The 25,900-nt window shown below is 55.8% G+C and carries 17 protein-coding genes, 1 pseudogene and 1 riboswitch; of the genes and pseudogenes, 14 read left to right on the top strand and 4 right to left on the bottom strand.

Annotated elements, in window-relative coordinates; all coding sequences use genetic code 11:
- Nucleotides 1–184: 184 nt before the first annotated feature.
- Together SCT_RS03130 and SCT_RS03135 are read left to right on the top strand one after the other, a co-directional pair.
- A complete protein-coding gene (locus SCT_RS03130; RefSeq protein WP_059418928.1) occupies nucleotides 185–3,046 on the top strand; it encodes an EAL domain-containing protein in 2,862 nt (953 codons plus the stop codon).
- A gap of 49 nt (nucleotides 3,047–3,095) precedes the next feature.
- The gene (locus tag SCT_RS03135; RefSeq protein ID WP_059418930.1) at nucleotides 3,096–4,592 is read left to right on the top strand and encodes a helicase HerA-like C-terminal domain-containing protein; all 1,497 of its coding nucleotides are present in this window, start codon (nucleotides 3,096–3,098) and stop codon (nucleotides 4,590–4,592) included.
- A 337-nt stretch (nucleotides 4,593–4,929) separates the two neighbouring features.
- On the opposite strand, the gene SCT_RS03140 is transcribed toward SCT_RS03135, so the two are convergent.
- Entirely contained in the window at nucleotides 4,930–5,214 is a 285-nt protein-coding gene (locus SCT_RS03140) for an AF1514 family protein (RefSeq protein WP_059418932.1), read from the bottom strand.
- Nucleotides 5,215–5,404: 190 nt separating this feature from the next.
- On the opposite strand from SCT_RS03140, the gene SCT_RS03145 reads away from it, so the two are divergent.
- The 7 genes from SCT_RS03145 to SCT_RS03175 all read left to right on the top strand — a co-directional run bounded on the left by SCT_RS03145 (nucleotide 5,405) and on the right by SCT_RS03175 (nucleotide 15,652).
- Nucleotides 5,405–7,000: a DUF116 domain-containing protein gene (locus SCT_RS03145; RefSeq protein ID WP_059418934.1), complete on the top strand. Its 1,596-nt coding sequence runs from the start codon at nucleotides 5,405–5,407 to the stop codon at nucleotides 6,998–7,000.
- Nucleotides 6,997–7,482 (top strand): WbuC family cupin fold metalloprotein, encoded by a 486-nt coding sequence (locus tag SCT_RS03150; protein WP_059418938.1) that lies wholly within the window; start codon nucleotides 6,997–6,999, stop codon nucleotides 7,480–7,482. Before SCT_RS03145 ends, SCT_RS03150 begins: the two co-directional genes overlap by 4 nt.
- A 413-nt stretch (nucleotides 7,483–7,895) precedes the next feature.
- Nucleotides 7,896–8,831: a hypothetical protein gene (locus SCT_RS03155; RefSeq protein WP_059418940.1), complete on the top strand. Its 936-nt coding sequence runs from the start codon at nucleotides 7,896–7,898 to the stop codon at nucleotides 8,829–8,831.
- A 190-nt stretch (nucleotides 8,832–9,021) separates the two neighbouring features.
- Complete coding sequence (locus SCT_RS03160) at nucleotides 9,022–10,056, top strand: acyltransferase (protein ID WP_059418942.1); 1,035 nt, start codon at nucleotides 9,022–9,024, stop codon at nucleotides 10,054–10,056.
- A 120-nt stretch (nucleotides 10,057–10,176) separates the two neighbouring features.
- A riboswitch (S-adenosyl-L-homocysteine riboswitch) is annotated at nucleotides 10,177–10,244 on the top strand.
- 73 nt (nucleotides 10,245–10,317) lie between these two features.
- Nucleotides 10,318–11,724: an adenosylhomocysteinase gene (gene ahcY, locus SCT_RS03165; RefSeq protein WP_202812108.1), complete on the top strand. Its 1,407-nt coding sequence runs from the start codon at nucleotides 10,318–10,320 to the stop codon at nucleotides 11,722–11,724.
- 145 nt (nucleotides 11,725–11,869) lie between these two features.
- Complete coding sequence (gene metF, locus SCT_RS03170) at nucleotides 11,870–12,706, top strand: methylenetetrahydrofolate reductase [NAD(P)H] (RefSeq protein WP_059418944.1); 837 nt, start codon at nucleotides 11,870–11,872, stop codon at nucleotides 12,704–12,706.
- Between the two features lie 141 nt (nucleotides 12,707–12,847).
- Nucleotides 12,848–15,652 (top strand): EAL domain-containing protein, encoded by a 2,805-nt coding sequence (locus tag SCT_RS03175; RefSeq protein WP_059418945.1) that lies wholly within the window; start codon nucleotides 12,848–12,850, stop codon nucleotides 15,650–15,652.
- Nucleotides 15,653–15,854: 202 nt separating this feature from the next.
- On the opposite strand, the gene SCT_RS03180 is transcribed toward SCT_RS03175, so the two are convergent.
- Both SCT_RS03180 and SCT_RS03185 read right to left on the bottom strand, forming a co-directional pair.
- Nucleotides 15,855–17,927: an HD domain-containing phosphohydrolase gene (locus SCT_RS03180; protein WP_059418947.1), complete on the bottom strand. Its 2,073-nt coding sequence runs from the start codon at nucleotides 17,925–17,927 to the stop codon at nucleotides 15,855–15,857.
- Nucleotides 17,928–18,103: 176 nt separating this feature from the next.
- Nucleotides 18,104–18,865: a transglutaminase-like cysteine peptidase gene (locus SCT_RS03185; RefSeq protein WP_059418948.1), complete on the bottom strand. Its 762-nt coding sequence runs from the start codon at nucleotides 18,863–18,865 to the stop codon at nucleotides 18,104–18,106.
- A gap of 577 nt (nucleotides 18,866–19,442) precedes the next feature.
- Here SCT_RS03185 and SCT_RS03190 point away from each other — a divergent pair.
- The gene (locus SCT_RS03190; RefSeq protein ID WP_059418950.1) at nucleotides 19,443–20,753 is read left to right on the top strand and encodes a hypothetical protein; all 1,311 of its coding nucleotides are present in this window, start codon (nucleotides 19,443–19,445) and stop codon (nucleotides 20,751–20,753) included.
- 223 nt (nucleotides 20,754–20,976) lie between these two features.
- Nucleotides 20,977–22,245: a transferrin-binding protein-like solute binding protein gene (locus SCT_RS03195; RefSeq protein WP_059418952.1), complete on the top strand. Its 1,269-nt coding sequence runs from the start codon at nucleotides 20,977–20,979 to the stop codon at nucleotides 22,243–22,245.
- Nucleotides 22,246–22,376: 131 nt separating this feature from the next.
- Here SCT_RS03195 and SCT_RS03200 read toward each other — a convergent pair whose 3' ends face one another.
- Nucleotides 22,377–22,718, bottom strand: coding sequence for a hypothetical protein (locus tag SCT_RS03200; protein ID WP_059418954.1), 342 nt, complete (start codon nucleotides 22,716–22,718; stop codon nucleotides 22,377–22,379).
- A gap of 114 nt (nucleotides 22,719–22,832) precedes the next feature.
- Here SCT_RS03200 and SCT_RS17000 point away from each other — a divergent pair.
- The 3 genes and pseudogenes from SCT_RS17000 to SCT_RS03210 all read left to right on the top strand — a co-directional run.
- Nucleotides 22,833–22,934: pseudogene (locus tag SCT_RS17000) on the top strand (IS1595 family transposase); the annotation flags it as partial.
- An 81-nt stretch (nucleotides 22,935–23,015) separates the two neighbouring features.
- Nucleotides 23,016–23,660, top strand: coding sequence for a transglutaminase-like cysteine peptidase (locus tag SCT_RS03205; RefSeq protein ID WP_237759586.1), 645 nt, complete (start codon nucleotides 23,016–23,018; stop codon nucleotides 23,658–23,660).
- Nucleotides 23,661–23,698: 38 nt separating this feature from the next.
- Complete coding sequence (locus tag SCT_RS03210; RefSeq protein ID WP_059418958.1) at nucleotides 23,699–25,756, top strand: HD domain-containing phosphohydrolase; 2,058 nt, start codon at nucleotides 23,699–23,701, stop codon at nucleotides 25,754–25,756.
- The last annotated feature ends 144 nt before the right edge of the window (nucleotides 25,757–25,900 follow it).

Consider the following 25,900-nt stretch of genomic DNA (forward strand, 5'->3'; position numbering starts at 1 on the left):
GCCTTATCCTGCAATAGGTTTTAGGATTCATCAAGGTTGAGCCGCTACGGTGTCCCTGGAATCCACTGCACCTCGTCTTGTGCCACACTTTGCTGCATACATACATCGAGGTCAGGTCTGGCACGAGCTTGCCAGGCAGGTGTTGCACTGGGTGATTTAATCCGCGGTTAACTGGGCTAAAGCAATGCATATTACCTGGAATTATTCCCTGGTATTTTTATCCATCCTGGTGGCCATTATTGGGTCGTTCACCGCGCTTACCCATGCGCAACGCATGCGTGAGAGCAGTGGTCGTGCGGCAACACTCTGGATGGTCTCGGGTAGTATTACTTTGGGCCTGGCAGTCTGGTCCATGCACTTTATCGGCATGTTGGCGTTTCACCTGCCCATCCCCATTGCTTATGACCTTGCGCTGACCCTCCTTTCCGTCCTGCCTGTCATTCTCTCGACCCTGTTGGGCTTCAGTGTGCTGCGCGAAATCCGCATCAGCACCAGGCTCATATTAGTCAGCGGACTAGTGATGGGTGCGGGCATCAGCGCGATGCACTACACTGGCATGGCAGCACTCAAGATGTCGCCGGACATTAGTTACAACCCATTGTCTTTTGCCCTGTCCATTGTCATTTCAATCATCGCTTCATGGGGTGCATTACTGATGATGTATCAGGGGGAGCACATCAAGTTGCCCCCATTGCTGCGTTTTGTGTTGGGCGCAGTGATCATGGGTTTGGCGATTTCCGGAATGCACTACACCTCCCTGCTGGGAATAACCATTCAACCTGGCAGTATGTGCCTTGCCAGTGATTTGCGCATCGAGCCGAATATTCTTGCCATGCTGGTGTCGCTGACTTCGCTGTTCTGGTTTGGTGGCGGCATTCTCGCCACTTTGTTTGATCAGCGCATGGTGCGACAGAACTCGCTGGCCCTGGAACAGCTGCAAGCCGCACATGCAGCACTGGAGCAACGTGCACAGCAAATGGCTGCTGAAATGACGCGGGAACTGCGCGAAAATCAGCGCCTGCTCTACCTCATTCTGGATACGGTACCCCAGGCGATATTCTGGAAGGACAGCAACAGCGTGTACCTCGGCTGCAACCAGATTTTCGCCAGGGACGCGGGCTTGGCACATCCAAACGATATCATCGGCAAAACCGATTTTGATATGCCCTGGATGCAGGAAGAGTCCGTAGCCTATCGGGCCGACGACCACAAAGTGATGAGCAACAACGCTTCCAAAATTCACATCATCGAGCAGCAACACAACGCCGCCGGAGAGCATATCTGGCTGGACACCAGCAAAGTGCCGCTGGCTGATAACGAGATATTTGGTGTGTTGGGCATTTATGAAAACATCACGGAGCGCAAGCATCTCGAAGATGAGATGCGTATTGCCGCTATTACCTTTGAAACTCAGGAAGCCATCGCAATCACCGATTCTGACGCAAATATTATGCGCGTCAATCAGGCTTTTCAGGACATTACCGGCTACAGCGCAGAAGAGGTGATCGGGCAAAATCCGCGCATCCTGCAGTCAGGTCGGCACGATACGGCTTTCTACCAGGCCATGTGGTCAGCACTACTCGATACCGGAAAATGGTCAGGGGAAATCTGGGACAGGCGCAAGAATGGTCAGATCTATCCTAAATTCACGACCATTACGGCGGTTTTTGATGACCGCCAGCAGGTATCCCATTATGTGGCCGTGTTTACCGACATTAGTCTGCGCAAGCAGTCGGAACTGGAAATTCATCAGCTGGCTTTCTACGACCCTCTGACTCATCTACCGAATCGTCGCTTGTTAATGGATCGTTTGCAGCAGGCCATGGCGGTCAGCGCACGCAGCGGCCGGCATGGTGCATTACTGTTTCTGGATCTGGATCACTTCAAAATAATCAATGATACGCGGGGTCATGCCATGGGCGACCTGCTGTTGATCGAGGTGGCGCGCCGGTTGCAAACCTGTGTGCGCGAGGGTGACAGTGTGGCACGACTGGGTGGCGATGAATTTGTGGTGGTGCTCGAAGATCTGAGCAGCCGACTGGACGAGGCGGCCACACTAACCGAACTGGTCGCAGAAAAGATTCGCAACGAGCTAAGTCAGCCTTATGCGCTGAAAGATTACGAGTGCCACACCACACCAAGTATCGGTATCAGTCTGTTCCACGGCCATCTGGAGAGTGTGGAAGATTTGCTCAAGCATGCTGACGTTGCCATGTATCAGGCCAAGACGGCAGGGCGTAATGCCATCCGTTTTTTTGACCCGCAGATGCAAACGACATTGGATGCGCGTGCGGACATGGAAGCGGATTTGCGTCAGGCCCTCGAGAAGCAGCAATTTCGGCTGTACTATCAAATCCAGGTGGACAGCCTACACCGTCCGTTGGGCGCGGAAGTGCTGTTGCGTTGGGAACATCCTGCACGTGGTTTTGTTTTCCCTAATCAATTCATTCCGCTGGCCGAAGAAACCGGACTGATCGTACCGATAGGCTTGTGGGTGCTGGAAACTGCCTGCGCCCAGCTCAAAGCATGGCAGCATGGCGCGCTGACTCGCGACCTGACGCTGGCGGTAAACGTCAGTGCCCGGCAATTCCATCAGGCCGACTTCGTTGCCCAGGTGCAGCGCGTGCTGCTGAAAAGCGGTGCGCAACCTGCGCAGCTCAAGCTGGAACTGACCGAAAGCATCGTGCTGGAAAACATCGAAGACACCATCGGCAAGATGCATGAAATAAAAAAACTGGGCGTGAGTTTCTCGATGGATGACTTCGGCACAGGGTATTCCTCGCTGTCCCAGCTGAAATGCTTGCCGCTCGATCAAATCAAGATCGACCGATCTTTCGTGCGCGACATTGCCAATGACCCCAACGATGCAGCCATCGTGCACGCTACCATTGCAATGTCACAGGCTTTAGGGCTGAACGTCATTGCCGAAGGCGTGGAAACCCAGGCTCAGCGCGAATTCCTTGATAATCACGGCTGCCATGCCTTTCAGGGATATTTGTTCAGCAAGCCGGTACCGCTGGAGCAGTTTGAAACGTTGCTGAATTAAGGTGTAGTGGTACCATTTCAGACATTCTGAAATAAGCCGGAGCCAGCCCATGATCACCCCATCCCTGATCGCCAAGAACGATACCCAGGAACTGTTTCTGCTGTCTCAACTGGCCAACCGCCATGGCCTTATCGCTGGCGCTACCGGCACCGGCAAGACAGTTTCGCTACAGCTGATGGCGGAGAATTTCAGCCGCATCGGCGTGCCGGTGTTCATGGCCGACGTCAAGGGCGACCTTTCGGGCATCAGCCAGCCCGGCACGGAAAAACCCAAAATCGTCGAGCGCATCGCCAGACTGGGGCTCACCGACTTTGCCTTTGCCGGCTGCCCGGTCACTTTCTGGGATGTATTCGGCGAACAGGGCCATCCGGTACGCGCCACCATCTCCGAAATGGGGCCGCTGTTGCTGGCCCGCATGCTCAATCTCAATGACACGCAGGCAGGTGTTCTGACGCTGGTGTTCAAGATCGCCGACGACAACGGCCTGCTGCTGCTCGACCTCAAGGATCTGCAGGCAATGCTGCGGCATGTCGGCGATAATGCCAAAAATTTCACCACCGAGTACGGCAATATCTCTGCAGCCAGCATCGGCGCCATCCAGCGCGGCCTGATCACGCTGGAATCCGAAGGTGGCGAGCAGCTGTTCGGCGAGCCGGCGCTGAATATCGACGACCTGATGCAGTGCGATGCCCAAGGGCAGGGCATGATCAACATTCTCGCCGCCGACAAGCTGATGCAATCGCCCAAGCTCTACGCCACCTTCCTGCTGTGGATGCTGTCGGAGATGTTTGAAAAACTGCCGGAAGTGGGCGATGTAGACAAACCCAAACTGGTTTTTTTCTTTGATGAGGCCCATCTGCTCTTCAACGACGCCCCCCAGGCACTGCAGGACAAGATCGAGCAAGTGGTCCGGCTGATCCGCTCCAAAGGGGTGGGTGTTTACTTCGTCAGCCAGAACCCGCTCGACATCCCGGACAAGGTGCTGGGCCAGCTCGGCAACCGCATCCAGCACGCCCTGCGCGCCTTCACGCCGCGCGATCAGAAAGCGGTGCGCGCCGCGGCGGAAACCTTCCGCGCCAATCCCGGCCTGGATGTGGAAGCAGCCATCACCGAGCTTGCGGTGGGCGAAGCCCTGGTTTCCCTGCTCGACGAAAAGGGTCGCCCGCATCCGGTGGAACGCGCACTGATTGTCCCGCCGCGCAGCCAGCTTGGCCCTGTCACCCCCGAGCAACGCCAGGCCATCATCAAACAATCGGTGCTATACGGCCACTACGAAGCACAGGTGGACCGCGAATCCGCCTATGAAAAACTCAAGGGACGGGCGGCACAGAGCCCCGCTTCCGCCACGCCGGCCAGCGAGGCTGAAGGCGAAAAAACCGCAAGCGGCGGCTGGCTGGACAGCATCGGCGACATGCTGGGGGGTGGCAGCAGCCGCCAGGGCGTCGCTGAAGCCGCCATCAAAAGCGCTGCCCGCGCCATCGGCTCGCAACTCGGACGCCAAATCATCCGTGGCGTACTGGGATCGATCCTGGGTGGGAAACGTTAGTGGCCTGGTTTCAAGTGCAGCAAAAGATACTCCCGCTCTGTGCCTGCCGTAGTGCATGATGCGCATGTTTTCTCAGTGAGAAATTCACTACTGTCCGGTGATTTCCGGAGTAGCATAACTTAACTTACTCTGAACCCAGTGGCACTAAACTTAAGCCAAATGTAGGGTGGGTTAGCGTTTTTTGCGTAACCCACCAAGCGTTGCGTAGCAACACAACGCCTTTTTAAATGAGTGCCTGGCGGCACATCTGGTGGGTTACGGCACAAACTGCGTGCCTAACCCACCCTACATCGATTATGGAACCGCTTAAGTTAGTGCCATTGTACTCTGAACCGATTTATTCAAACTCCCCCAACGGCTGAAAACAAAATACGAACCGTCCGTCATCGAAATTCACCGCCAGTTCCGCGCCGTGATTGAGACCGTAATCCCAGAACCCCTTGACCGGGCAACCTTCATGACATTCGCTGACGCCGCGCGGCGATTCCAAATCGCGGTCGCGGTCATACCACGACAGCAGCATATTTTCGCCGGTCAGATTGTCGGCGATCACCGTGGCGAGTTTGATGGCGGAGTCGAAGTCGAGGGCGATTTCGGTGGAAGCGATGTGCAGTGTCTTCATGAGCGTTTCCGATAAAAAAGTTCTTGCCGGGGAATATACATCGCATCGATGAACGACCACAAATTCCCGCACCAACACAAACTCCAAACATCTGTCTGTGTCAGTCGATAAAGCCTCCCACCCTCTCCTGCTATACTCTGATTCATTGCATTGCCCTAAGTCTTCCATTTTGAACCAGCCATCCAGTACCATGGCTTACCACGACAGCGGTCTTAACAGCGCTGGCGGGAATGCCGGCTTCGACCAGGACTGGCTCGCCCTGCACGCACGGGGCGACCGACCTGATCTGCTGCGCTTTTACCGCAGCCTGCCGGCAGCGAGCATCGGCCGCCACCAGGCGCTGGAACGCGAAATCAGGCTGGACTACTGCCGTGATCGCGGCATCGAAATCGTGCGCCGCGCCAGCGGAGGCGGAGCGCTTTATCTCGATGAAAATCAGCTCGGCCTAAGTTTGATCATCCGCCGCCCGACGGAATGGGGATGCCTGCAGGACATTCTTTCTCGCTTCTGTACGGCGCTCGCCGATGGGCTTGCACACCTCGGCGTCCACGCTCTCTTCAAGGCGCCCAACGACCTGGAAATCGACGGCCGCAAGCTGGCTTCCGTTTTCATCGCCACGGCGGGAGATTCGCTGCTGCTGCAGGCGACCCTGCTGATAGACACCGACATCAAGAGCATGCTGGAAGCGCTGCGCGTGCCGACCGAGAAGTTGACCGTGACCGGGCTGGAAAGCGCGCGCCAGCGGCTGGTCACGCTGAAGGATCTGCTCGGCGAAGTGCCTGAGGATACGGTGCTGAAACAGGCGCTGCGGCGTGGGATCGAGGATGCGCTGGGGGTGGGGTTTGCGGATTCTGGCATGGAAGCTGTGGATTCCCGCATGCGCGGGAATGACGACACTCACCACGAAACTGAGTGGAACGTGGCGGACGACGGCGCTCTCGAAGCCCTGCACAAGACTGCCGGCGGGGTGCTGCGCGTACGGCTGTGGCCGGATGCCGGGCAGCAACACATCGAACGCATCCGCTTTGCCGGCGATGTACACTTGCACCCGGCCGATGCGCTGGAACGCCTGGAGTGCACGCTTGCCGACCTGCCGCTGGCGCAGGCGGAAGCGGCGGCCCGCGCTTTCTTTGTCGGGCTCCCCTGCGACCTGCTCGGCTTTGCGCCTGAGGACCTGTGCCGGGTGTTGCGGCTGGTGCTGGCCAAGTTCGACCAGCAGCGGGAGTTCGGCCTGAGCCCGGCCCAGGCCAATCGCCTGATGGTGCTGGGCAGCGAAACCACGCACGACACTCCGGCCATCCTCACGCAGGCTACCGTGATGCTGCTGCCCTACTGCGCCAAGCCGGCCTGGTGCAAATGGCGCCACCAGGACGACTGCGTCGAGTGCGGCAAGTGCGAGGTGGGCGACGCCTACCGCCTGGCGCGCGAGCGCAACATGCAGGTGACCACCATTACGAACTATGAACACCTCACCGCCACGCTTGGCCAGATGAAGAGCACTGGCGTGGCGGCCTATGTCGGCGCCTGCTGCAGCCAGTTTTTCATCAAGCGCCACCACGCTTTCCGCGCGGCGGGCATGGCGGCGGTGCTGATGGATATCAGCGGCGCCAACTGCTACGAGCTGAAGCAGGAAGAGTCAGCCTACGCCGGCCAGTTTCAGGCGGAGGCCAGTCTCGATGCCGACATGCTGGCGAAGGTGATGCAGCACGTGCCGGCCCAGCCCGACGAGCAGCCGCAGGGCATAATCCCATTGAACCCTTTGAACGAAAACAGAAAGCGCGCATGAAACGCATCGACCAGACCCTACTCGCCACCCTCTCCGCCCAGGCAGCCGCCTCGCCGCGCAAGCGGGCGCACCACAACCTGCACCCCCAGCTTGACGACAAGGTGCAACGCCTGTGCATCGCCATGGAACCCGGCACCTACGTCAGACCGCACCGCCACATGCAGCCGGAAACCTGGGAAATCCTGCTGATCTTGAGCGGTGCCGTGGCGCTGCTGATTTTCGACGATAGCGGAAAAGTGCTGAAACGGATCGAACTAGCGGCAGGAGGAGAAGTCACCGCAGTGGAAATCCCGGCCAACACCTGGCATGCGGTGGCATCCCTGAAAACCGGCACGGTGGTGTTCGAGGTCAAACACGGGCCTTATGCGACAATCACCGAGGCCAACTATGCCCCCTGGTCGCCTGCGGACGGCGTGCAGGCGGCATCTCTGGAGAGCTGGTATCACCGCGCCAAGGCAGGGGATACCGCGCCTAAATATTGAATCTGGAGACCGGGGCAGGCAGGGCATCCAAATCCATTCCGGGCTTCGCCCATGCGCAATCTCTAACAGTCATTAGCCAGACGCCCACATCCGGATATTTTTCATAATACTGAAATACTACCCTATCATAATGCCATGCGATTCACGGTGGTTTAATAGTTTGATTCTTCGCCATCCTCACATTGTTGCCAATTAGGAAATTAGGATTGGCAGGACTGGCAAGGCTAACGGACAGTGCATGCGTCAGCAAGGGCTACCGCTTCGAACCGCTTCGAACCTCTCCCAACCAGACCGCACACCCTATTTGAACTACCCTGAACCCCTCGTATCCGAACAGCGCAAGCCCGGCTCATGAATATCATCGGCACGTGCGCCGCTACTAACCATATAATCACGTAAGACATGGAAAACGAATGAAAAAGTCGTGGAAAGACAGCATTTACCTGCAACGGGAGGAGCTAGCGCGTCAGCTCCGCGAACCGCTGGCGACCCTCGCCGGAAAGTGCAACCCGGCATGGGGAGGCCGCGAGCGGCTGGACGCGATTCTCATGGAAGGGTTCGCCAGCATCCCCTATTGCACCTTCCTCTACTGCGTGGATACCAACGGCATCCAGATCAGCGACAACTTCGGCAAGGCAGGGATTTTACCGGAACACTTCGGCCGCGACCGCTCACAACGCCCCTACATGAAGGAAGTGATACCCTCCTGGGGATTCCTGCTCTCCGATGCCTACATCAGCCGGAGGAGCAAACGCCCGTCGCTCACCGCCTTGCAGCTCGTGCGCACAGACGCCGGCATATCGGGCTATCTCGGCGCCGACTTCGACCTGCGCGACCTGCCTGTGACATCCGCGCTCTACGATGAGCCCGGCTATTGGCAGCAAGTGAAGGGCGATCCGGCGATCCGCAGCACGGTCTTCCAGCAATGCCGCGTCGAGAGCCCGATGGACCGCAACATGGAAGGAGCGGCGTCCATCCTCGAAGAACTGCTGACCCACCGCGGCGTGTTCCAGTGCCAGATCCACTTTTCCAGCAGCCAGGCCACGATCTGGACCGTGGACGACCCGTTGCGCTACCGGATGCTGGATCAGGAAGCCCTGAACGACCCGGACATCTGTCTGGTGTTCCCGCCCCGTACTTACCCGATGGACGCAGCGATCCCCCAATCCGATATCAAACGGATTCTGCTCATCATGCAATCCCTGCGCCTGGCGGACTCGAACATCTACCTGCGCACGGCCACGATCAACATTTTCAACGGCATGGTTAGCGTGACCTTCTCCTGCGATGGGACGCACTACATGCACTACGTTGAATTTCTGATGAAGGATACGTCGTTCTGGTTTTGAACGAAGATCAAGTTAGTTGCGCTGCGCGCACAACGCTTGCTGCTAATCCTGTCAGGATTATTATATGGACACCATAAGATCGAACTCATTGAACATCAACCAATTGCGATAGCATTATGGGTGTCCGTACTATAATAAATACCCGGGTGCATGCGTCCGGCTAATCACTGTTATACGACAAGGATCCCGAGTGAGCAGACTTCAGAGTGTTGATGTCCTTCGAACGTTGGCGATTATTTCAGTCATCGCGATTCACACAAGGCCATTTGAAAGTCCATCCGCGCCCATCGGTGCCACCCTTGATGTGGCAACGTTTGTCAACCAAGTTGCACGGTTCGCCGTCCCCTTTTTCTTTGTCATATCCGGCTACTTTTGGGCGAGCAAATTCACTGATGAAAGGCAACTATTTGCCCCAACGGTGAAAAGGGTGAAACGCATTGCCTTCATCTTCTCCGCTTGGTCAGCAATTTATCTACTACCAATAGATATTATTGACGCTTTTGCTTATGGCCCCCTCGGGCCGCTTAAGACCATCTATTGGAATTTGGCCAACGCAGTGAATGAGCCACTAACCACAATTCTGGAAGGCACGAAAGTACATCTTTGGTTTTTGATGGGGCTAATGTGCAGCCTGATTATTAGCTCCGCGTTTCTCCGGTTCAATCTGAAGTGGTGCCTAATTGCGGTGGCGGCAACATTGTATTCAATTGGCCTTGCCGGCAAAGCCTATGCCGACACACCAATTGGATTTCATGTTGGCTTCAACTTCAGAGATGGCCCCTTCTTTTCACTCATTTTCTTTGTGACTGGGTACCTACTTCAACGAAGTGGCCCCAAGGAGAGTTGGCTTTTTAAAGGTATATTTCTGAGCGTATTGGGTGTTTTTATGCATTTCGCGGAGCTATTAGCAATCCAGCGATTCTGGGGCACAACTATGAACCAAGACTACGTTATCGGAACCTATTTTCTTGGTGTTGGTGTTGCGCTAATCGCTTTATCGAATACCAAGAAACTACACTTCCCAACCATCGCGTCTGTCGGACCCTTGGTGCTTGGCATCTACGCGTCTCACTTTGCATTTGTTGCAATACTAAAGCCGCTTGACCGGGAACTCTCAGGTAGCTCAATATGGGATGTGTCCTATGTTGTCGCGGTCTTCTTTCTCTCATACTTCATGACTTTCATACTCTCAAAATATCGCCTCACAAGAAGGCTTGTCGTATAGCCCTTCAATCCATCGGACCGCCTACGGCGGCGCTGATTTCGAACGTTAAACAATACCGCGGTCGATTTCCCCCTCGTATACTCCCACCCCAAAAATCCAAAAATTCAGTTATAATTCAACCCAACCGAGGAGCGCTGCAACAGATTCCGTCTGTCAGGCTCGGCTTTCAAACACTGCGCTCACCTGTATTTAACCCGTGCCGGACACGGGATGCCCAGGTGAGAAGCACCCGCATCCCCCCGGCCACATCAGGAGTTCGCTGTGGCTGATACCAAAAACTTTACCGACTGCAAAGTCGCCGATATGTCGCTGGCCGTATGGGGCCGCAAGGAAATTCTCATGGCCGAGGTTGAAATGCCCGGCCTGATGGCGATCCGCGCAGAAAACGCCCAGGCGCAGCCGCTGAAAGGTGCGCGCATCGCCGGCTCCCTGCACATGACCATCCAGACCGCCGTGCTGATCGAAACGCTGACCGCATTGGGCGCGGAAGTGCGCTGGGCTTCGTGCAACATCTACTCGACGCAGGACCAGGCCGCTGCCGCCATCGCCGCCGACGGCATCCCGGTGTTCGCCTACAAGGGCGAATCGCTGGAAGAATACTGGGATTACACCCACCGGATTTTCGAGTGGCCGGGCGAACCCGCCAACATGATTCTGGACGATGGCGGCGACGCCACCCTGCTGCTGCACCTGGGTACCCGCGCCGAAGCCGATCTTTCCGTGATCGCCAAGCCGACCTGCGAGGAAGAGCGCGTGCTGTTCGCCGCCATCAAGAACAAGCTGGCGACCTCGCCTGGCTGGTACTCCGCCCGCATCAAGCACATCAAGGGCGTGACCGAAGAAACCACCACCGGCGTGCACCGCTTGTACCAGATGGCCGAGGAAGGCCGCCTGAAGTTCCCGGCGATCAACGTCAACGACTCGGTCACCAAGTCCAAGTTCGACAACCTGTACGGCTGCCGTGAATCCCTGCTCGACGGCATCAAGCGCGCCACCGACGTGATGATCGCCGGCAAAATCTGCGTAGTGCTCGGCTACGGCGACGTGGGCAAGGGCTGCGCCCAGGCATTCCGCGGCATGGGCGCCACCGTGATGGTGACCGAGATCGACCCGATCTGCGCGCTGCAGGCGGCGATGGAAGGCTACCGCGTGGTAACGATGGACGACGTGGCCAGCCTCGGCGACATTTTCGTGACCTGCACCGGCAACCTCAGCGTGATCAATCACGACCACATGGCGAAGATGAAGAACGAAGCCATCGTCTGCAACATCGGCCACTTCGATTCCGAAATCGACATCGCCTCGCTGGAAAAATACCAGTGGGACGAGATCAAGCCCCAGGTCGATCATGTGATCTTCCCCGACGGCAAGAAAATCATCGTCCTGGCCAAGGGCCGCCTGGTGAACCTGGGCTGCGCCACCGGCCATCCTTCCTTCGTGATGTCGGCGTCGTTCAGCAACCAGACCATCGCCCAGATCGAGCTGTTCAATCACCCGGAGAACTACGAGAACAAAGTTTACGTTCTGCCCAAGCATCTGGATGAAAAAGTGGCACGTCTGCACCTGATGAAGATCGGCGTGAATCTGACCGAACTGAGCGATGTGCAAGCCGCTTATATCGGTGTACCGAAGAACGGTCCGTACAAAGCCAACCATTACAGATATTGATTTGTTGAACCGCGGAGGACGCGGAGGACGCGGAGTAATAAGTGGGTTTTTAGTTTCGACATAACCTGCAAAGCAGGTTAGTCTTCACTGAAACTCGCTTCGCTCGTTTTCTCTGCGTCCTCCGCGTCCTCTGAGGTGAACAACTATGTCGACAAATAAGCCCATACTCAGTTTCGAATTCTTCCCCCCCAAAACACAGGAGGGAATGGACAAGCTGCACGCGACGCGCAAGCAGCTCGGCCAACTCAACCCGGAGTTTTTTTCGGTCACATTCGGTGCCGGTGGCTCGACTCGCGACCGTACCCTGGAAACCGTGATCGAGATCCAGCGGGAAGGCCACGAGGCCGCGCCGCATCTGTCCTGCATCGGATCGACCAGGGAAAGCATCCGGGCAATCCTCAACGAATATAAAAGCCACGGCATCCGCCACATCGTCGCACTGCGCGGCGACATGCCTTCCGGCATGGCCAGTGCGGGAGAATTCCGCTACGCCAACGAGCTGGTGGAGTTTATCCGCACCGAGACCGGCGACTGGTTCCACATCGAAGTGGCCGCTTATCCGGAATTCCATCCGCAAGCCATCTCCGCCCAGGCCGACCTGGCCAACTTCAAGCGCAAGGTGGATGCCGGCGCCAATGCCGCCATCACCCAGTATTTCTACAACGCCGACGCCTACTTCAACTTCGTCGACGAGTGCCAGGCGATGGGCGTCACTATCCCTATCGTGCCCGGCATCATGCCGATTGGTAATTTTTCCCAGCTGGCACGCTTTTCCGATGCCTGCGGCGCAGAAATCCCGCGCTGGCTGCGCCTCAAGCTGCAGGGCTACGGCGACGACTCTGCCGCCATCCGCGCCTGCGGCCTGGACGTGGTCACCAGCCTGTGCGAACGCTTGCTCAAAGGCGGCGCGCCGGGGCTGCATTTCTACACGCTCAATCAGGCCGGCCTGATCTCGACCATCTGGCAGCGGCTGGGACTGTAAGCCGTGGTTCATGGCACCCTGAAACCAGGGTGCCATGCCAAATTGATCTAAATCAATACGACTACATTCTTTAAAAGTTATAGTGGGCGTTCTGTCCAACTCTTTAACCTTTAACAGATTCCCCTTGTTGCGGCTTCGCCGATGATCAAAAATGCCAGCCTGAAAGCTCACATCCTTCTGCCCCTCGCCTTGGTGCTGGCGATTCTGCTGGGTGCATTCCATTACAGCCTGTATCAGCACGCAAAAACCGATGCCGATCGTGACTTCGTACATCTGCTGCAAGCCGCCAAAAACTATTACGACCGCGCTCTAACAGGGCGCAGCGAAAAACTGGGAGGCACGCTGGAGGCGATTCTGCGCGATGAACCCTTGCAGGCAGCCTTGCGCGCCCACGACCGGAACGCCCTGCAAAAGCGCTCGACCCCTTTATTCAAGGCGCTGCATGACCAATACGGCATCACCCACTTCTATTTCGAGGATACAGCCCGGGTCAACCTGCTGCGCGTACACCAGCCGGAACGTTACGGTGACACCATCAACCGCTACACCACCCTGGCCGCGGAAAAAACCGGAAAAATAACTTCCGGGGTCGAACTCGGCCCGATCGGCACCTTCACCCTGCGAGTAGTGGCTCCGATGTACGACAGCCACGGCCTGATCGGTTATGTCGAACTGGGAGAGGAGATCGAAGGCGTTCTGCAAGGCGTCCATGACATTATCGGCACCGATCTGGCGCTATTCATCGACAAGCGGTTTCTGGTTCGCAAGGATTGGGAAAGTGGCATGCGCATGTTGAAGCGCAATGCCGACTGGGACCGTCTGCCGGATGCGGCGATCATCCATCAGACCTTGGATTTGCCGCGCGAAGCGCTACTCCGCCTGTTATCCGGAGGCGGGCAGCCTGATTCGATCACCAACCTGAACCTCGGCAACAAGCGCTACCATGTCGGCATGATCCCGGTCGAGGACGCGACCGGTCGCAAGGTGGGAAGCCTGCTCATGCTGCAGGACATGTCGCTGAAATTCCGCGAAATGGAAGTCACCCTCCGCAACCTCAGCCTGTTTTACCTGGCGCTGGGCGGCACCCTCTTTGCCTTGTTCGCCCTGATCATCCACCGGGTGGAACGACGCCTGGAGCACTCCCGCCAGCAAGTCATCACCCAGGGCGAGGAACGCGTAGCACTTCAGGCAAAGCACATCGCCGAATTGCAGGACGAACAAGACCGGCTCCAGCGCACTCAGGAAGAACTGCAACAAAGCCAGGGAAAGCTGCGCCTTTCCGCCCAGGTCTTCGAGAACAGCACGGAGGGTATTGTCATTACCGACACCCACGCCAACATCCTCCAGGTCAACCGGGCCTTTGCAGCCATTACCGGCTACAGCGAGGAAGAGGTAGCAGGAAAGAACATCAACATACTGCACTCTGGCCGGCATGGTCCCAATTTTTACCAGGCAATGTGGTCCTCGCTGGTCGAGTTTGGCTACTGGCAGGGCGAGATCTGGAACCGCCGCAAGAATGGGGAAATATACCCGGAATGGCTGACGCTCATTGCCACCCGCGACGAGCAAGGGGAAACCATTCACTACATCGGGGTATTCGCCGACCTGACCGAGAAAAAGCAGACCGAAGCGCGCGCCCACTACTTTGCCAATTACGATACCAATACCGACCTGCCCAACCGTCTCCTGCTGGGGAAACACCTGCAACAGGAACTGGAACGCGCAAAGGGAAATGGCTGGCAGGTTGCGCTACTGTATCTCGACCTGGATCGCTTCAAGACCATCAACGATACGCTGGGCCATCGCATCGGCGACAAATTACTGAAGGCCGTTGCCGAACGGATCGGGCACATGGTTCGCGACATCGACATCATCGGTCGCCTGAGCAGCGATGAATTTACCATCGTGCTGTCGGATGTCGGCAACCGGCAAAATGCTGAGCAGGTAGCAAAGAAAATTCTCGATGCCATGAACCAGCCTTTCGAGATGGAAGGTCAGGAGGTGTTTATCACCCCCAGCATCGGCATTGCCCTCTACCCTCAGGATGCCGTTAGCCAGGAAGATCTGATCCGGAATGCGGACGCCGCCATGGCCCATATCAAGGCCCAAGGCGGCAACGGCTTCCATTTCTACAGCAGCGACATGGCGGCCACCCCGCAGCGTCTCGCACTCGAAACCAGCCTGCGCCGGGCGCTTGAGCGCAATGAATTCGTGCTGCGATACCAGCCTCAGGTCAGCCTGCGTAGCGGTCGGATCATCGGCATGGAAGCCTTGCTGCGCTGGCAACACCCGGAACGGGGGCTGGTTTCACCAGGAGAATTCATCCCCCTGCTTGAGGAAACCGGCATGATCGTCGCCGTTGGCGACTGGGTGCTGCGCACCGCCTGCGCCCAGAATAGCGCCTGGATGGCAGCCGGACTGCCTCCCCTGCGCATGGCGGTCAACTTGTCCGCACGCCAGTTCCGCCAACGCGATCTGATCGAATCGGTCAATCAGGCACTGCAGAATACTGGGCTGGCTCCGGAGCATCTGGAACTGGAAATCACAGAGAGCATCATGATCCAGGATTTGCAGACTACGATAACCACCCTGAACCAGTTGCATGCGCTTGGCATCCAGATTTCAATCGACGATTTCGGTACCGGCTACTCCTCGCTGAGTTACCTGAAACGCCTGCCGATCAGCAAGATCAAAATCGACCAGTCCTTCATCCGCGACATCTGCACTGACCCGGACGACGAGGCGATCGCCAACGCCGTGATCAGCCTGGGGCACAACTTGAAGATGCAGGTCATCGCCGAGGGCGTGGAAACCCTGGAGCAGCTAGAGCAACTACGCGCACAAGGGTGCGACGAAATCCAGGGGTACTACTTCAGCCGGCCACTGCCCGCCGAGGCCTTTGCCCAACTGGTAAGAAAAAGCCTGATTACGGTGAAACCGGTCTGATCGGCGGCCCTGGTTTTCATCAAAGACAATGACTCTCGTGAACCTGTAAAGATTGCTGGTTCTAAATAAAAATCTACTTTGACAACCTATCCGCGCTATTCAAAGCAGCGTGGGCGCAGAGCGCCACTTAAGAAATGCAAGATACTGTCCAAACAAACGGAGCCGCCTCTCAACTGCCATTGCACTGTCGTGCCCTTCCCGCCTAACTGCCGAGACGCTCAGCGATCCACTCTGGATGGTTCTCTGCAACATGGAAAAGGGCGGCCACCACATGGCGATCATGCCGGGTCTGGGTCTCCGAGAGCATCTGATCCAACGCCGCGTTCACCGTCATGCCGGTACGGTAAGCTCTTGAATTCACCATTGCCACAAAAGCGTTGGCCACGGACAAAATTTTCGCCGTCAGCAGCATCTGATCACCATGCAGCCCCTTCGGGTATCCACTTCCATCAATGTACTCCTGCTTTTGCGCAATCGTTTCGAGTACCGGACCCGGGAAATCGAGGCCAGAGAGGATCGCGACTGAATGGTTCACATGCTCGTGCAAGATTTGCTGCTCCTTGTCGGTCAGCGGCTCTGGCTTGATAAGGATTTCTTTCGGCACGAACAGCTTGCCGACATTGGCAAGGTTTGCCGCCATTTCGAGCGTTTCCATGTCCTGTTTTCCGAGATCCATCTCCCGCCCGATGGCCAGCGCCACCTGAGTTGTCTTGCTGGAATGGTTCGCCGTGAAAGGGTCATGCAAATCCACCGCACGCATCAGCGTAGCCAGAAGACTTCGCATCAGTTGATCCCGCCGGGCCTGGCTCTCCTGTAGCACCGTAATATCGTGAGAAACGACAAGCACGCTCTTGTTGTGGTGAATGCCGGCAAGCAGTGGAATCGCCGCAGAATGATAGGTTCTGGTTACCTCTCTTTTCAGTTGCAGCGCATCGGTTGCGATCCTGGATTCATTCCCGGCCAACGCAGAGCTTGCCAACGCCCAGATCGTCTGCGCAACATTCGAGCCAAGCACGCTCGGCAACGTCTTTCCGACAAAATCCTGCGGAGTCAGTCCCCAGGCCTCGGCCAGAGGCTTGTTCACATACATGAAGTGCTGATCCTGATCCAGGATATAAATAAAATCCCGGATATTGTCCGTAATCGAGTTCAGGAGCTCGGCTTGCGATCTCAACTCATCTGACTTAATCCGCAGCTGTTCGGCTGCATGGTGCTCCCGCACACTGCTGCCGTGCCTCCACGCGGCCACCAGTGCAGCCGCAACGAATAAGGTCGCGAGCAGGAATGCCGTCATCACAAAGCGATGATGCGCATCCGACTCCTTTAACGCCTCTTTGGCATCAATTTTCTGCACCAGCACCCAGGGCGCCCGCATGAAAGCACGGCTGGTAACCAGCACTTCCGCTCCACGGTAGTCCCTCATTTGACCGAATGCACCAGGGTTCATCAGGGCAAATGCCGCCTCAAGCCGCGGGCTTTCCAGCGAAAGCCGCTTCTTCAGCAACGCACTTCCATCGGCGAGAGGCGACAAATAGACTGCCGAACCATCCTCGCGCCGCACCAGCAGTGTCTCGTCTGTTTGTGTCGTGCGAATTTGGTGGGTAAGCAGCGGATAGAGTTCGTCCCGCGCTCTCTTGATGCCCACCAGCACAGCAATCGGCGCAGCCTCTTTCTTCGAGACCTGCAATGGAAATATCGGCACCACAAACCCGAGCAAGGGCTGACCGGAATCCCCCAGGTAGATATCCTGAATGGCCGGCTCCCTGGATTTAAGAACCCTTGCAACCGTATTCTCCACCTCCCGGGCGAGCTTGATCCCAGGCGTCGAGAGGATCAATTTGCCGTCTTGATCAAGCAACATCAGACCCACATCGGCCTGCCCTGGCAAATTCGCCCCGACGGTTTCCGCTCTGGATTTTTCGATAAAGCCGCCACGATCGGCCGTGACCAGAACCAAATTACGGATATAGGATAGCTGGGCCGGCTCGATCGCGCCCGGGCTTGGCTGTTCACGAGATGCGAGTTGCATCAAATATAGTTGCATCGAGCCATTTACAGCTAGTCCATGCAAGTTGCCGAATTGCGCCTCCAACCACCTGTCCACAGCGTCATAGCGGCTATCTGCGACAAGCCCGAGATGCACCTGCCATTGTTGCAGGTCCCGTGCCCGTTCTTTGGCAGCATAGGCAAACACGAACCATATGCCGATAGCAATAAACAGGGCCAGCAGAGCACTGCCCAGATAGGCGGGATTCTTGAGTGATAATGTCTTCATGAGATTAAAGCCGTAGCGTTATTGTTAGTCATTAGTTTTCTTGAGCCTCCTGTAAAAACAGATCAGTTGTCCAGGCAATTATTCTCATCGTGGAACCCAGTCTCGGCGTCGAAGTAAAGCCAGAACTATCATAGAACCATGAATCATCCTTCGCAATACGAACCCGGGGTTCACCCTCAGGGTATATGCATCCACCAATGTTTCTCGTTGATTGAATATACTGGAACATAGTGGGTGATTTGCTTTTGCGAGACCACCTCCTGCGCCTGGTTATCGAGTATCAAGGCGTCGCCATTGAGGTACACAGCGAGAATGGCGTGCCCTATACCCAGGTTGTTATCCTGCAACACAACAATGCGCAAGGAGTCAGGGCTGAATCCGAGCTGCCTCAATGACCAATATTTGAAGATGGCGAAATCCTCGCAATCGCCATCGTTATACAGAAATTCCCTGGGAGTTGCCCAGTAGTCGTTCACGCCATAGTTGTCGGAATCCAGCACGTAGTTCTTTTGATTGCCATAATCATTCACCGCGACGATCTGCTCCATGAGCGGCTTCCCCCTGAGTCCCGACAGGAAACGCTGCCAATTGCGCAGGTGGCAGCTATTGAATGCAGGGCTCTCGCAGTCCTTATCCTTCAAGTCATCTTTGGCGTGGCGTTTGAGGACGCCGATCCATTGCGGAAACATTTTAAGATTAGCATGTTCGGATTCCTTGTAACCGAACAAGGGTAGATTGGGTTCAAGCGCCCGCCCTACACCTTGAGAGTAGGCAGCATCCAGACGCAACGCAAGCAGAATAGCCGAAAGCACAGTGATAGCTCTTTTGGCGGTTTTAACAAAGGCAGATCGCGTGAATACCCCTGGCATATCCTTCGATGCTATTGTTTTTACGGTATGAAAAAGTGACTGAAACGGCGAGAAAACATCTTTTAGCATGTTTCCGCAGCCACTATAAGGTATCGCTGAGGAACAGTAAAAGAGGTATTCAAGTCAATGAAACAGGTGAAGTCTTTACGACAACAATCCGTTTGACGTCATAACAGATCTAAATTGGGAAAATCCTGATGACTATTTAGGATCTGTTTCAGGGAATACAAACAGAATTTTGCTCGGTGCGTGTCAATCCACAGCGATTTTGTTGTATTTCTGCCACACTCAGGTTTCGGATTGCCATCCCCCAATCATGGCGCCAATAACGGGCGCTATACAACGAAAACCGGCAACACCAAGAAACGATTAACAAGCTCGACTCCGAAATTCACCCTGAATTCAAAGAAAAAAGTTGAATTAATGCAAACTTGCTAGATTAACAATCCGAATTAATATTATGATGTATATAATAAGTGATGGTCAGAAATAGGGGATTTCCTTATTTTCTGATTGTGACAGGTACGCTAACATCGCCATCAGGCTGATTCCAAAGCACCATCTTGGTAAAAAGAATTTCTGACGATGCAGCCCCAAGCTGCGCAACTACTAATACTAAACTAACGTCTCAAATGGAGGTACTACCTTGACTAATAAATCCAGCGCCCAGTGGCGCAAAATTTCCCTGACCAGATCCACACTCGCTATTTCGGTGGCTTTGGCAACCATGGGGGCATCCGCACTCTCCTACGCTGCGGATGCAGACCAGGACCAGGAAAAACTGTTCAAGGAAGGTCTGTTCCAGCGGGAACAGGGCAACCTTTTCACCTCCCTTGAAGCATTCCAGACCGTTCTCAGCAACCAGCCACAACTCAACCGCGTCCGCTTGGAATTGGCTGTCGCTTACTACCGCACCATGAATTTCGAAGAATCGAAACGGCAAGCCCAGCTCGTGCTGGACGACCCGAAGACACCGGAAAATGTCCGCCTCTCGGTGCTGACATTCCTCGCCCAGGTCAAAAAGGACGAGGAAGCCTTTACCGCCAAACGGCACGCGTGGGAACCTTCGGTCTCGATCGGACTCATGCATGACACCAACATCAACGTCGGACCATCGAGCGACGTCCTGCCCGGCGGCCTGATTCTTAGCACAGCATCCCGCCCACTAAAAGATGATGCGGTCGTCCTGTCTGCGGGCATCACCCACCGCTACCAGTCGCCAACCCCCGTCAAGATCGGCGAAAAGGCGGCCCGCTTCGTCTGGCAGAGCCAAGCCAACTATTACCGTAAAGGCTACCTCAGCAAGGACGAATTCAACCTTGATGTCGTGACACTCGCCACCGGCCCAGGCTGGTTCGTGCCGAATTACTGGCGCGCAGCAGTGACCGGGCAGGTGGATTACATCCGTTATGGCGACACGGAACTGGCGAATTTCTACTCATTGACTCCGAGCGTAACCTGGGAAATCCAGAACGGCGAAATCACCTGGGATGCGTTGTTCCAGAAACGCGACTTCAGCCGCACCGTGGATGCAGGCCGCGACAGCGACTACGCCGCAACCGGCGTGACTCTCGGCAAAGTCTTCATGGGCGGCAAGCTCGCGCTGCAAGGCGGCGTGCACGTATTCCAGGAAGATGCGAACTTATCCCGCTTCAGCAACGATGGCACCGAAATCTTCCTCGGCGCCAACATGCTCGCATGGGCCAACGGCAGCGTATATGGCCGCGCCAGCCAGAGAGACGTCAAATATGATGGCATAGACTCCGCCATTTTCCCCCTCAAGCGCGACGAAACCGAAAATCGCTATGAGATCGGCTTTAACCATGACATCAAGACAGGTCCTTTGGAGCGCTGGAAGCTCGGTGGCAGCTTTACCCACACCGAAAACAGTTCCAATATCAGTATCTACGACTACAAGCGGGATGTCACCGCCCTCAACCTGAGCCGCACCTTCTAAATCCCGTCTATCTCGCATCACCCCAGAAAAGGCACTTTAGGGTGCCTTTTCCTTTTTGGCTCCAACCTGGCGTCGCCCCTTCCCTTCATACCCTGAAATTGCAATAGAAATGGCTTATGCCCATATTAATATTTACCTTGCAAGCTGTAACTTATTTGCTAAGCTTAAATCAGGAAGTGTATTGCTTTTATTGCAGCATTAATGTAAGTGGAAGGAGACGATCATGAAAACCTACTACAAAACTACGATCGCTTTAGGTGTTGCGTTAGCATTTTCTGCTAGCAATGCTGCATTAGCGATGGAAAAAGACTGGAAATTCCACGAGGATAAATGGCAGGAAGTAATCTCTTATGGCTCAGTGCCTATTGCCAATGAGTCATCCGGCGAGTGGGGGCCATGGAGTGAATTCATCCAGCCGGCGGCAGGCCCTGCAGTGCCTTTCCTGGGTCAAGCGGAAGGCGACTTGTATCGGCCGATTCCTCCACTACCCACCCCACCGGTTATTGACACCTGCCCCGCGGGAGCAATGTGTGGTTATGCTATATACAAAGTCAAAGGTGACAAAGTCGAATATCGCAGTTATAGCGAATATGGCCAATATAATGGCTACTATCCTGCGACCTTCATTGCGTATCCTACATTCGGCGAACCTGAAGGATGGTTAGTGAAAGAGAAGGTGTGGGTTAAAGACAAGCATGGGGGGCACTACGAATATGTATGGGTTGAGAAAGGTACGACGGGCACGCTAGATGTGAACTTTAGTCTGGCACACCTGAATGGCAGCAATCCCGCAGATCCGCTTCCAGTTCCAAACGAGTCAGGCAATCTAAGCGGGCATTATTATTTGCCTAATTCTGGTGCCGGGTATGGTAACGCCAGTCTCGACGTACCCTATAGCTACCATGACACGGAGATCGATGGCACACTCACCAAGAAAGCGGGCTACCAGACCGCCAATGGCGAATTTGCGATTTACGCCTATATGAATGGGGGCAGTTCGGTTAAATGCTGGAGCGAATGCGGGTCCCTGACTAGCGTCGAGGGCTACTACATTGCTGGCTACCCAACCGCACTTGCTTATATGGATGCCTCACGCGTGGGCAATGTGACTGCTCGATATGAAGGTAACGAGATACTGAGTGGCGCGAGGGTGGGAATTAATGTCCAATTCGGCCCCGGCACTTGGGACGGCGCTTGGTCCTCATCAGGGCACTACTCGACGTACGTACCGGCATTTGGGGCCAACGGCACGATAACGGGGGCCAACATCCAGTCCACCGCGGTGAATACTGCAGCTAATGGATACCAGGTTCAAGGACAGGTTCAAGGCACGTTCTACGGAGCCGCGGCCCAAGCGCTTGCCGGTGTCGTGGATGTAACCTTTTCTCAAAAAATCGTGCCTGACACACGGCTCATGGTTCAGCCTGACATACGGCATGTGGATCTCTTCGCAACCCAGGTTGTTGTTCCTAAACCACCTAAACCAGAATAAGCCCAGATTCCTGGGTGGCCTAGAGGAACCGCCCAGAACGGGCCAACTGCAAAACGCCGTGACTTGTTAGTCACGGCGTTTTTCGTTTTCATAGACCCGCCGGGTTTTTCTTCAATATTCCCTGACCGAGCTCACCCGCAAAAAACATTCACCGTCTGCACCACGGCAGAGCTCAGGCCCTCCCTGAATGCCGGATGCTCCTTCAGCCAATCCACCACGCCGGAGGTCAGGTCGCCCACATTTTTGGAGTTAAGGCATTTCACCACGGCATCATGGTTGGAGAAGCCATGGCCATAGGTCACAAAGGTAAAGCCATCCACCACCCCGGACACATAAAGCTTCTGAGCATCCTGATTCATCCGCAGAAAAACTTCGGCATCAACGCTGGACAATGGGCGGAGTTGCGGCGTGTAGGCTTGCGCACTCGAGAATGCGAGGAACAAAGCAGCGGCTGCCAGAATTTTCTTAACCATCGTTGGGCCCTCATTAAACCAGATAATAACCTTATCGGCACAGATTCTACCTTCTTGAATAATCACTGCAAGCGTTAAGTGAAGTACCACGCTAGCATTTTAGAGTCGATCACAGCGCAAATGAATTCGCTGGCGGAGTTCCACCTCAAGGAAACCGAATTCCGCTTCAGCCATCGTCATGATAACCTTCAGCTTGCAACACTCAAATTATTATGATTAAACCCACTTTAACTTCCTAAGACCCATTCTTTAATGCGCTTTTGTTCCACCTTACTGCCTGGATCATCTTTTGCCACCATGTTAGCCTGGGCAACAAACCTCTTTCTCTGCGTATTCTGCCTGTTAGCCAGCACCGGCGGTACCGCCGGTGCTGCCAGTGCGCAGCCGGCCAGCCTGTTCGGCTTTCACGAACTGCAGCGCGAAAGCCTGGATATCTTCCCGCAATGGACCAGCGTGCTGAAACGGCACGCCAAGGACAACCTGAGCGATGGCGACTGCAGCAAGTCCAGCTTGCGCTGCCACATGGCCGAATGGCAGCAATTCCTCGGCAGCATCAAGGGGCAGCCGGCGAGGCAACAATTGACCGCGGTGAATGCCTTTGCCAATGAAAAAAAATACGTTCTGGACATCGACAATTATGGCGTGCCGGACTACTGGGCGATTCCCCGCGAATTTTTATACAATGATGGTGATTGCGAAGATTTCGCCATTCTTAAATACATGTCATTGCGACAACTGGGCTTCAGTGTCGACATGATGCGGGTGGTGGTACTGCAGGACACCAATCTTCGCACCGCGCATGCGGTGTTGGCCCTCTACACCGACAATGACATTCTCATTCTTGACAACCAGGCGCAGCAGATTGTCTCGCACCGGAATATCGTTCATTATGTGCCTATCTATTCGGTCAACGAGAAGCACTGGTGGATGCATACCCCTTAGCGATCTGCCCGAATACTAGATAACCACACTCAGACAACATGAAAAAACTATTTAAAAACAATCCGGCGATTCCCGGATTCATCCTTTTGATCGCGTTGGTCGTGGTGGGCGTCATGCTGGTTTTCGCCTACGCCAAAAAGGAGCGGGAACGCGACCTGCAAGCTTGGCAGATTCGCCTGGGCGTCATCGCTGACAGCCGCGTTCAGGCAGTAGATAGCTGGCTTGAGGCGCAACACGCCAGCCTGCGTGAACTGGCAGACAATGGCACGGTACCGCTCTATCTGATGCAACTCGGTGCGCTGGGCACGAGCGCTGCAGCGGATGTCGAACCGGCTCAGCTTTCCTACCTGCGCAACCTGATCCTCGCCACAGCCGAGCGGGGTGGGTTCATCGACAAGAGCAGAAGCGAGCCGCTCCCGGCTGGCGTGGCAATCGCTGCCAACACGGGCCTTGCGCTCCTCGACCAGAATGCCGCGCCTATCGTTTCGACACGGGGGCTGAGGCCGGACCCTGAAATCCGGCGTGCCGCCGCCGAGGTGGTGAAAACAGGCAAGCGCGCCACGGCCGGCATTTATCTCAATGCAGCCAACAAGCCCGTGGTGGCTTTTCTGACCCCGGTGTTTGCGCTGCAGGATATGCGCAAGCGCGGAACCCCCATAGGCGTGATCGTAGGCGTCAAGAATGCGGAGGACGAGTTGTTCCCCCTGCTGACGCGCCAGGTGCGCCTCAGCGAAACGGAAGAAACCCTGCTGCTGCGCAGTGAAGGCGGATCGGTGGTCTATCTCTCACCCCTGGCCGATGGCAGTCCGCCTCTCAAGAAGCGCCTTAACCTCTCCACGGCACAACTGGCAGGGGCATTCGCCATTCAATCACCGGGCACCTTCGCCAAGCGTATTGATTACCGCGGGATATCCGTGCTGATGACAAGCCGGACGTTGACGCAGGTACCCTGGGTGCTTGTCCACAAAATCAGTGCGGCTGAAGCGCTCAAGGAATCGGACACGCACCAGCGTTTTCTGCTGACGGTTTTCCTGCTGGCCATCGCCCTGGTTGCCGTGGCCCTGGTCGCCGCATGGCGTCATGGCAGCAGCCTGCGCGAAAAGCAGGCCGCGCTGGCAGCAAGAGAAAGTGCGCGCCAGCTGCGCGGCCAGACCGCGCTTCTGCATTCCATTACCGACAGCCTTACCGATTTCATCTACATCGTGGACCAGAATCAACACTTCAGTTTTGCCAACCGCGCCTTGGCCAAGGCAGCCAGCCTGGATGTAGCAGACTTTCCCGGCAAGACGCTGTCCAGCGTGCTGGGGCCGGAAACCAGCCGCCCGATCAGCGAGCTGCTGGCCAAAACCACGGATAGTCATCAGCCACAAACCGACACGATGGCACTGGCTTTCGGTGGCGCTGCAAGAACCTATCACACAACCTGTGTCCCACTGGCGCAGGATGAACACCGGCAGCGGCTACTGGTGATCTCGCATGACATCACCGAACTGCAGACAGCACAGGCCAAGCGCGATCACTTAATGCGCCAGGTGCTCAAAACCTTGATGGGCGCGGTGGACCTGTACGACCACTACTCCATCGATCATTCCAGCAAAACCATCCAGGTGGCGCTCGCCATTGGCGAAGAGATGCAACTCGGCAAGGGGGATCTGGAAGTGCTCGAGATGGCAGCCAATCTGGCAAATATCGGCAAGCTGGCGGTGCCCAGAGAGATCTTGACCAAGACCGAGCCGCTCAATGCCGAAGAGCAGGAAATCCTGCGCAAGCATGTCATGTACGCGGTAGAGTTGCTTAGCGGCCTCGAATTTGATGGCCCGGTGCTGGAAACGATAGGCCAGCGCTACGAGCATATCGACGGCAGCGGATATCCGGCCGGACTGAGCGCGGACCAAATCCTGCTGACTGCTAAAATCCTCGCCGTGGCCAATGCCTTTGTGGCCATGGTCAGCCCGCGCGCATATCGCAACGACATGGGGGCAGAGAAGGCGCTGGACCAGCTTCTTGCGGAAAGCAAATCGAAGTACGATCGACATGTTGTTGCCGCCCTGTTCCATGTCGCTGAGAATCGGCCGGAATCAATCACGCTGCTCTGAGCGTGGCCGGTCTTACACGAGATCCGCGTCAACTGCATCTGCCCCGACCCAATCGAAAAGGGAGGCAAGAGGATTTAACGATGGCGGCAAGCTCCGGCTAAGCCACCCCCTCAATCCCTCTTTGACAAAGGAGGAGGCCTGTCT

The sequence above is a fragment of the Sulfuricella sp. T08 genome, from assembly GCF_000971475.1.
In the GTDB taxonomy this organism is placed as follows: domain Bacteria; phylum Pseudomonadota; class Gammaproteobacteria; order Burkholderiales; family Sulfuricellaceae; genus Sulfuricella.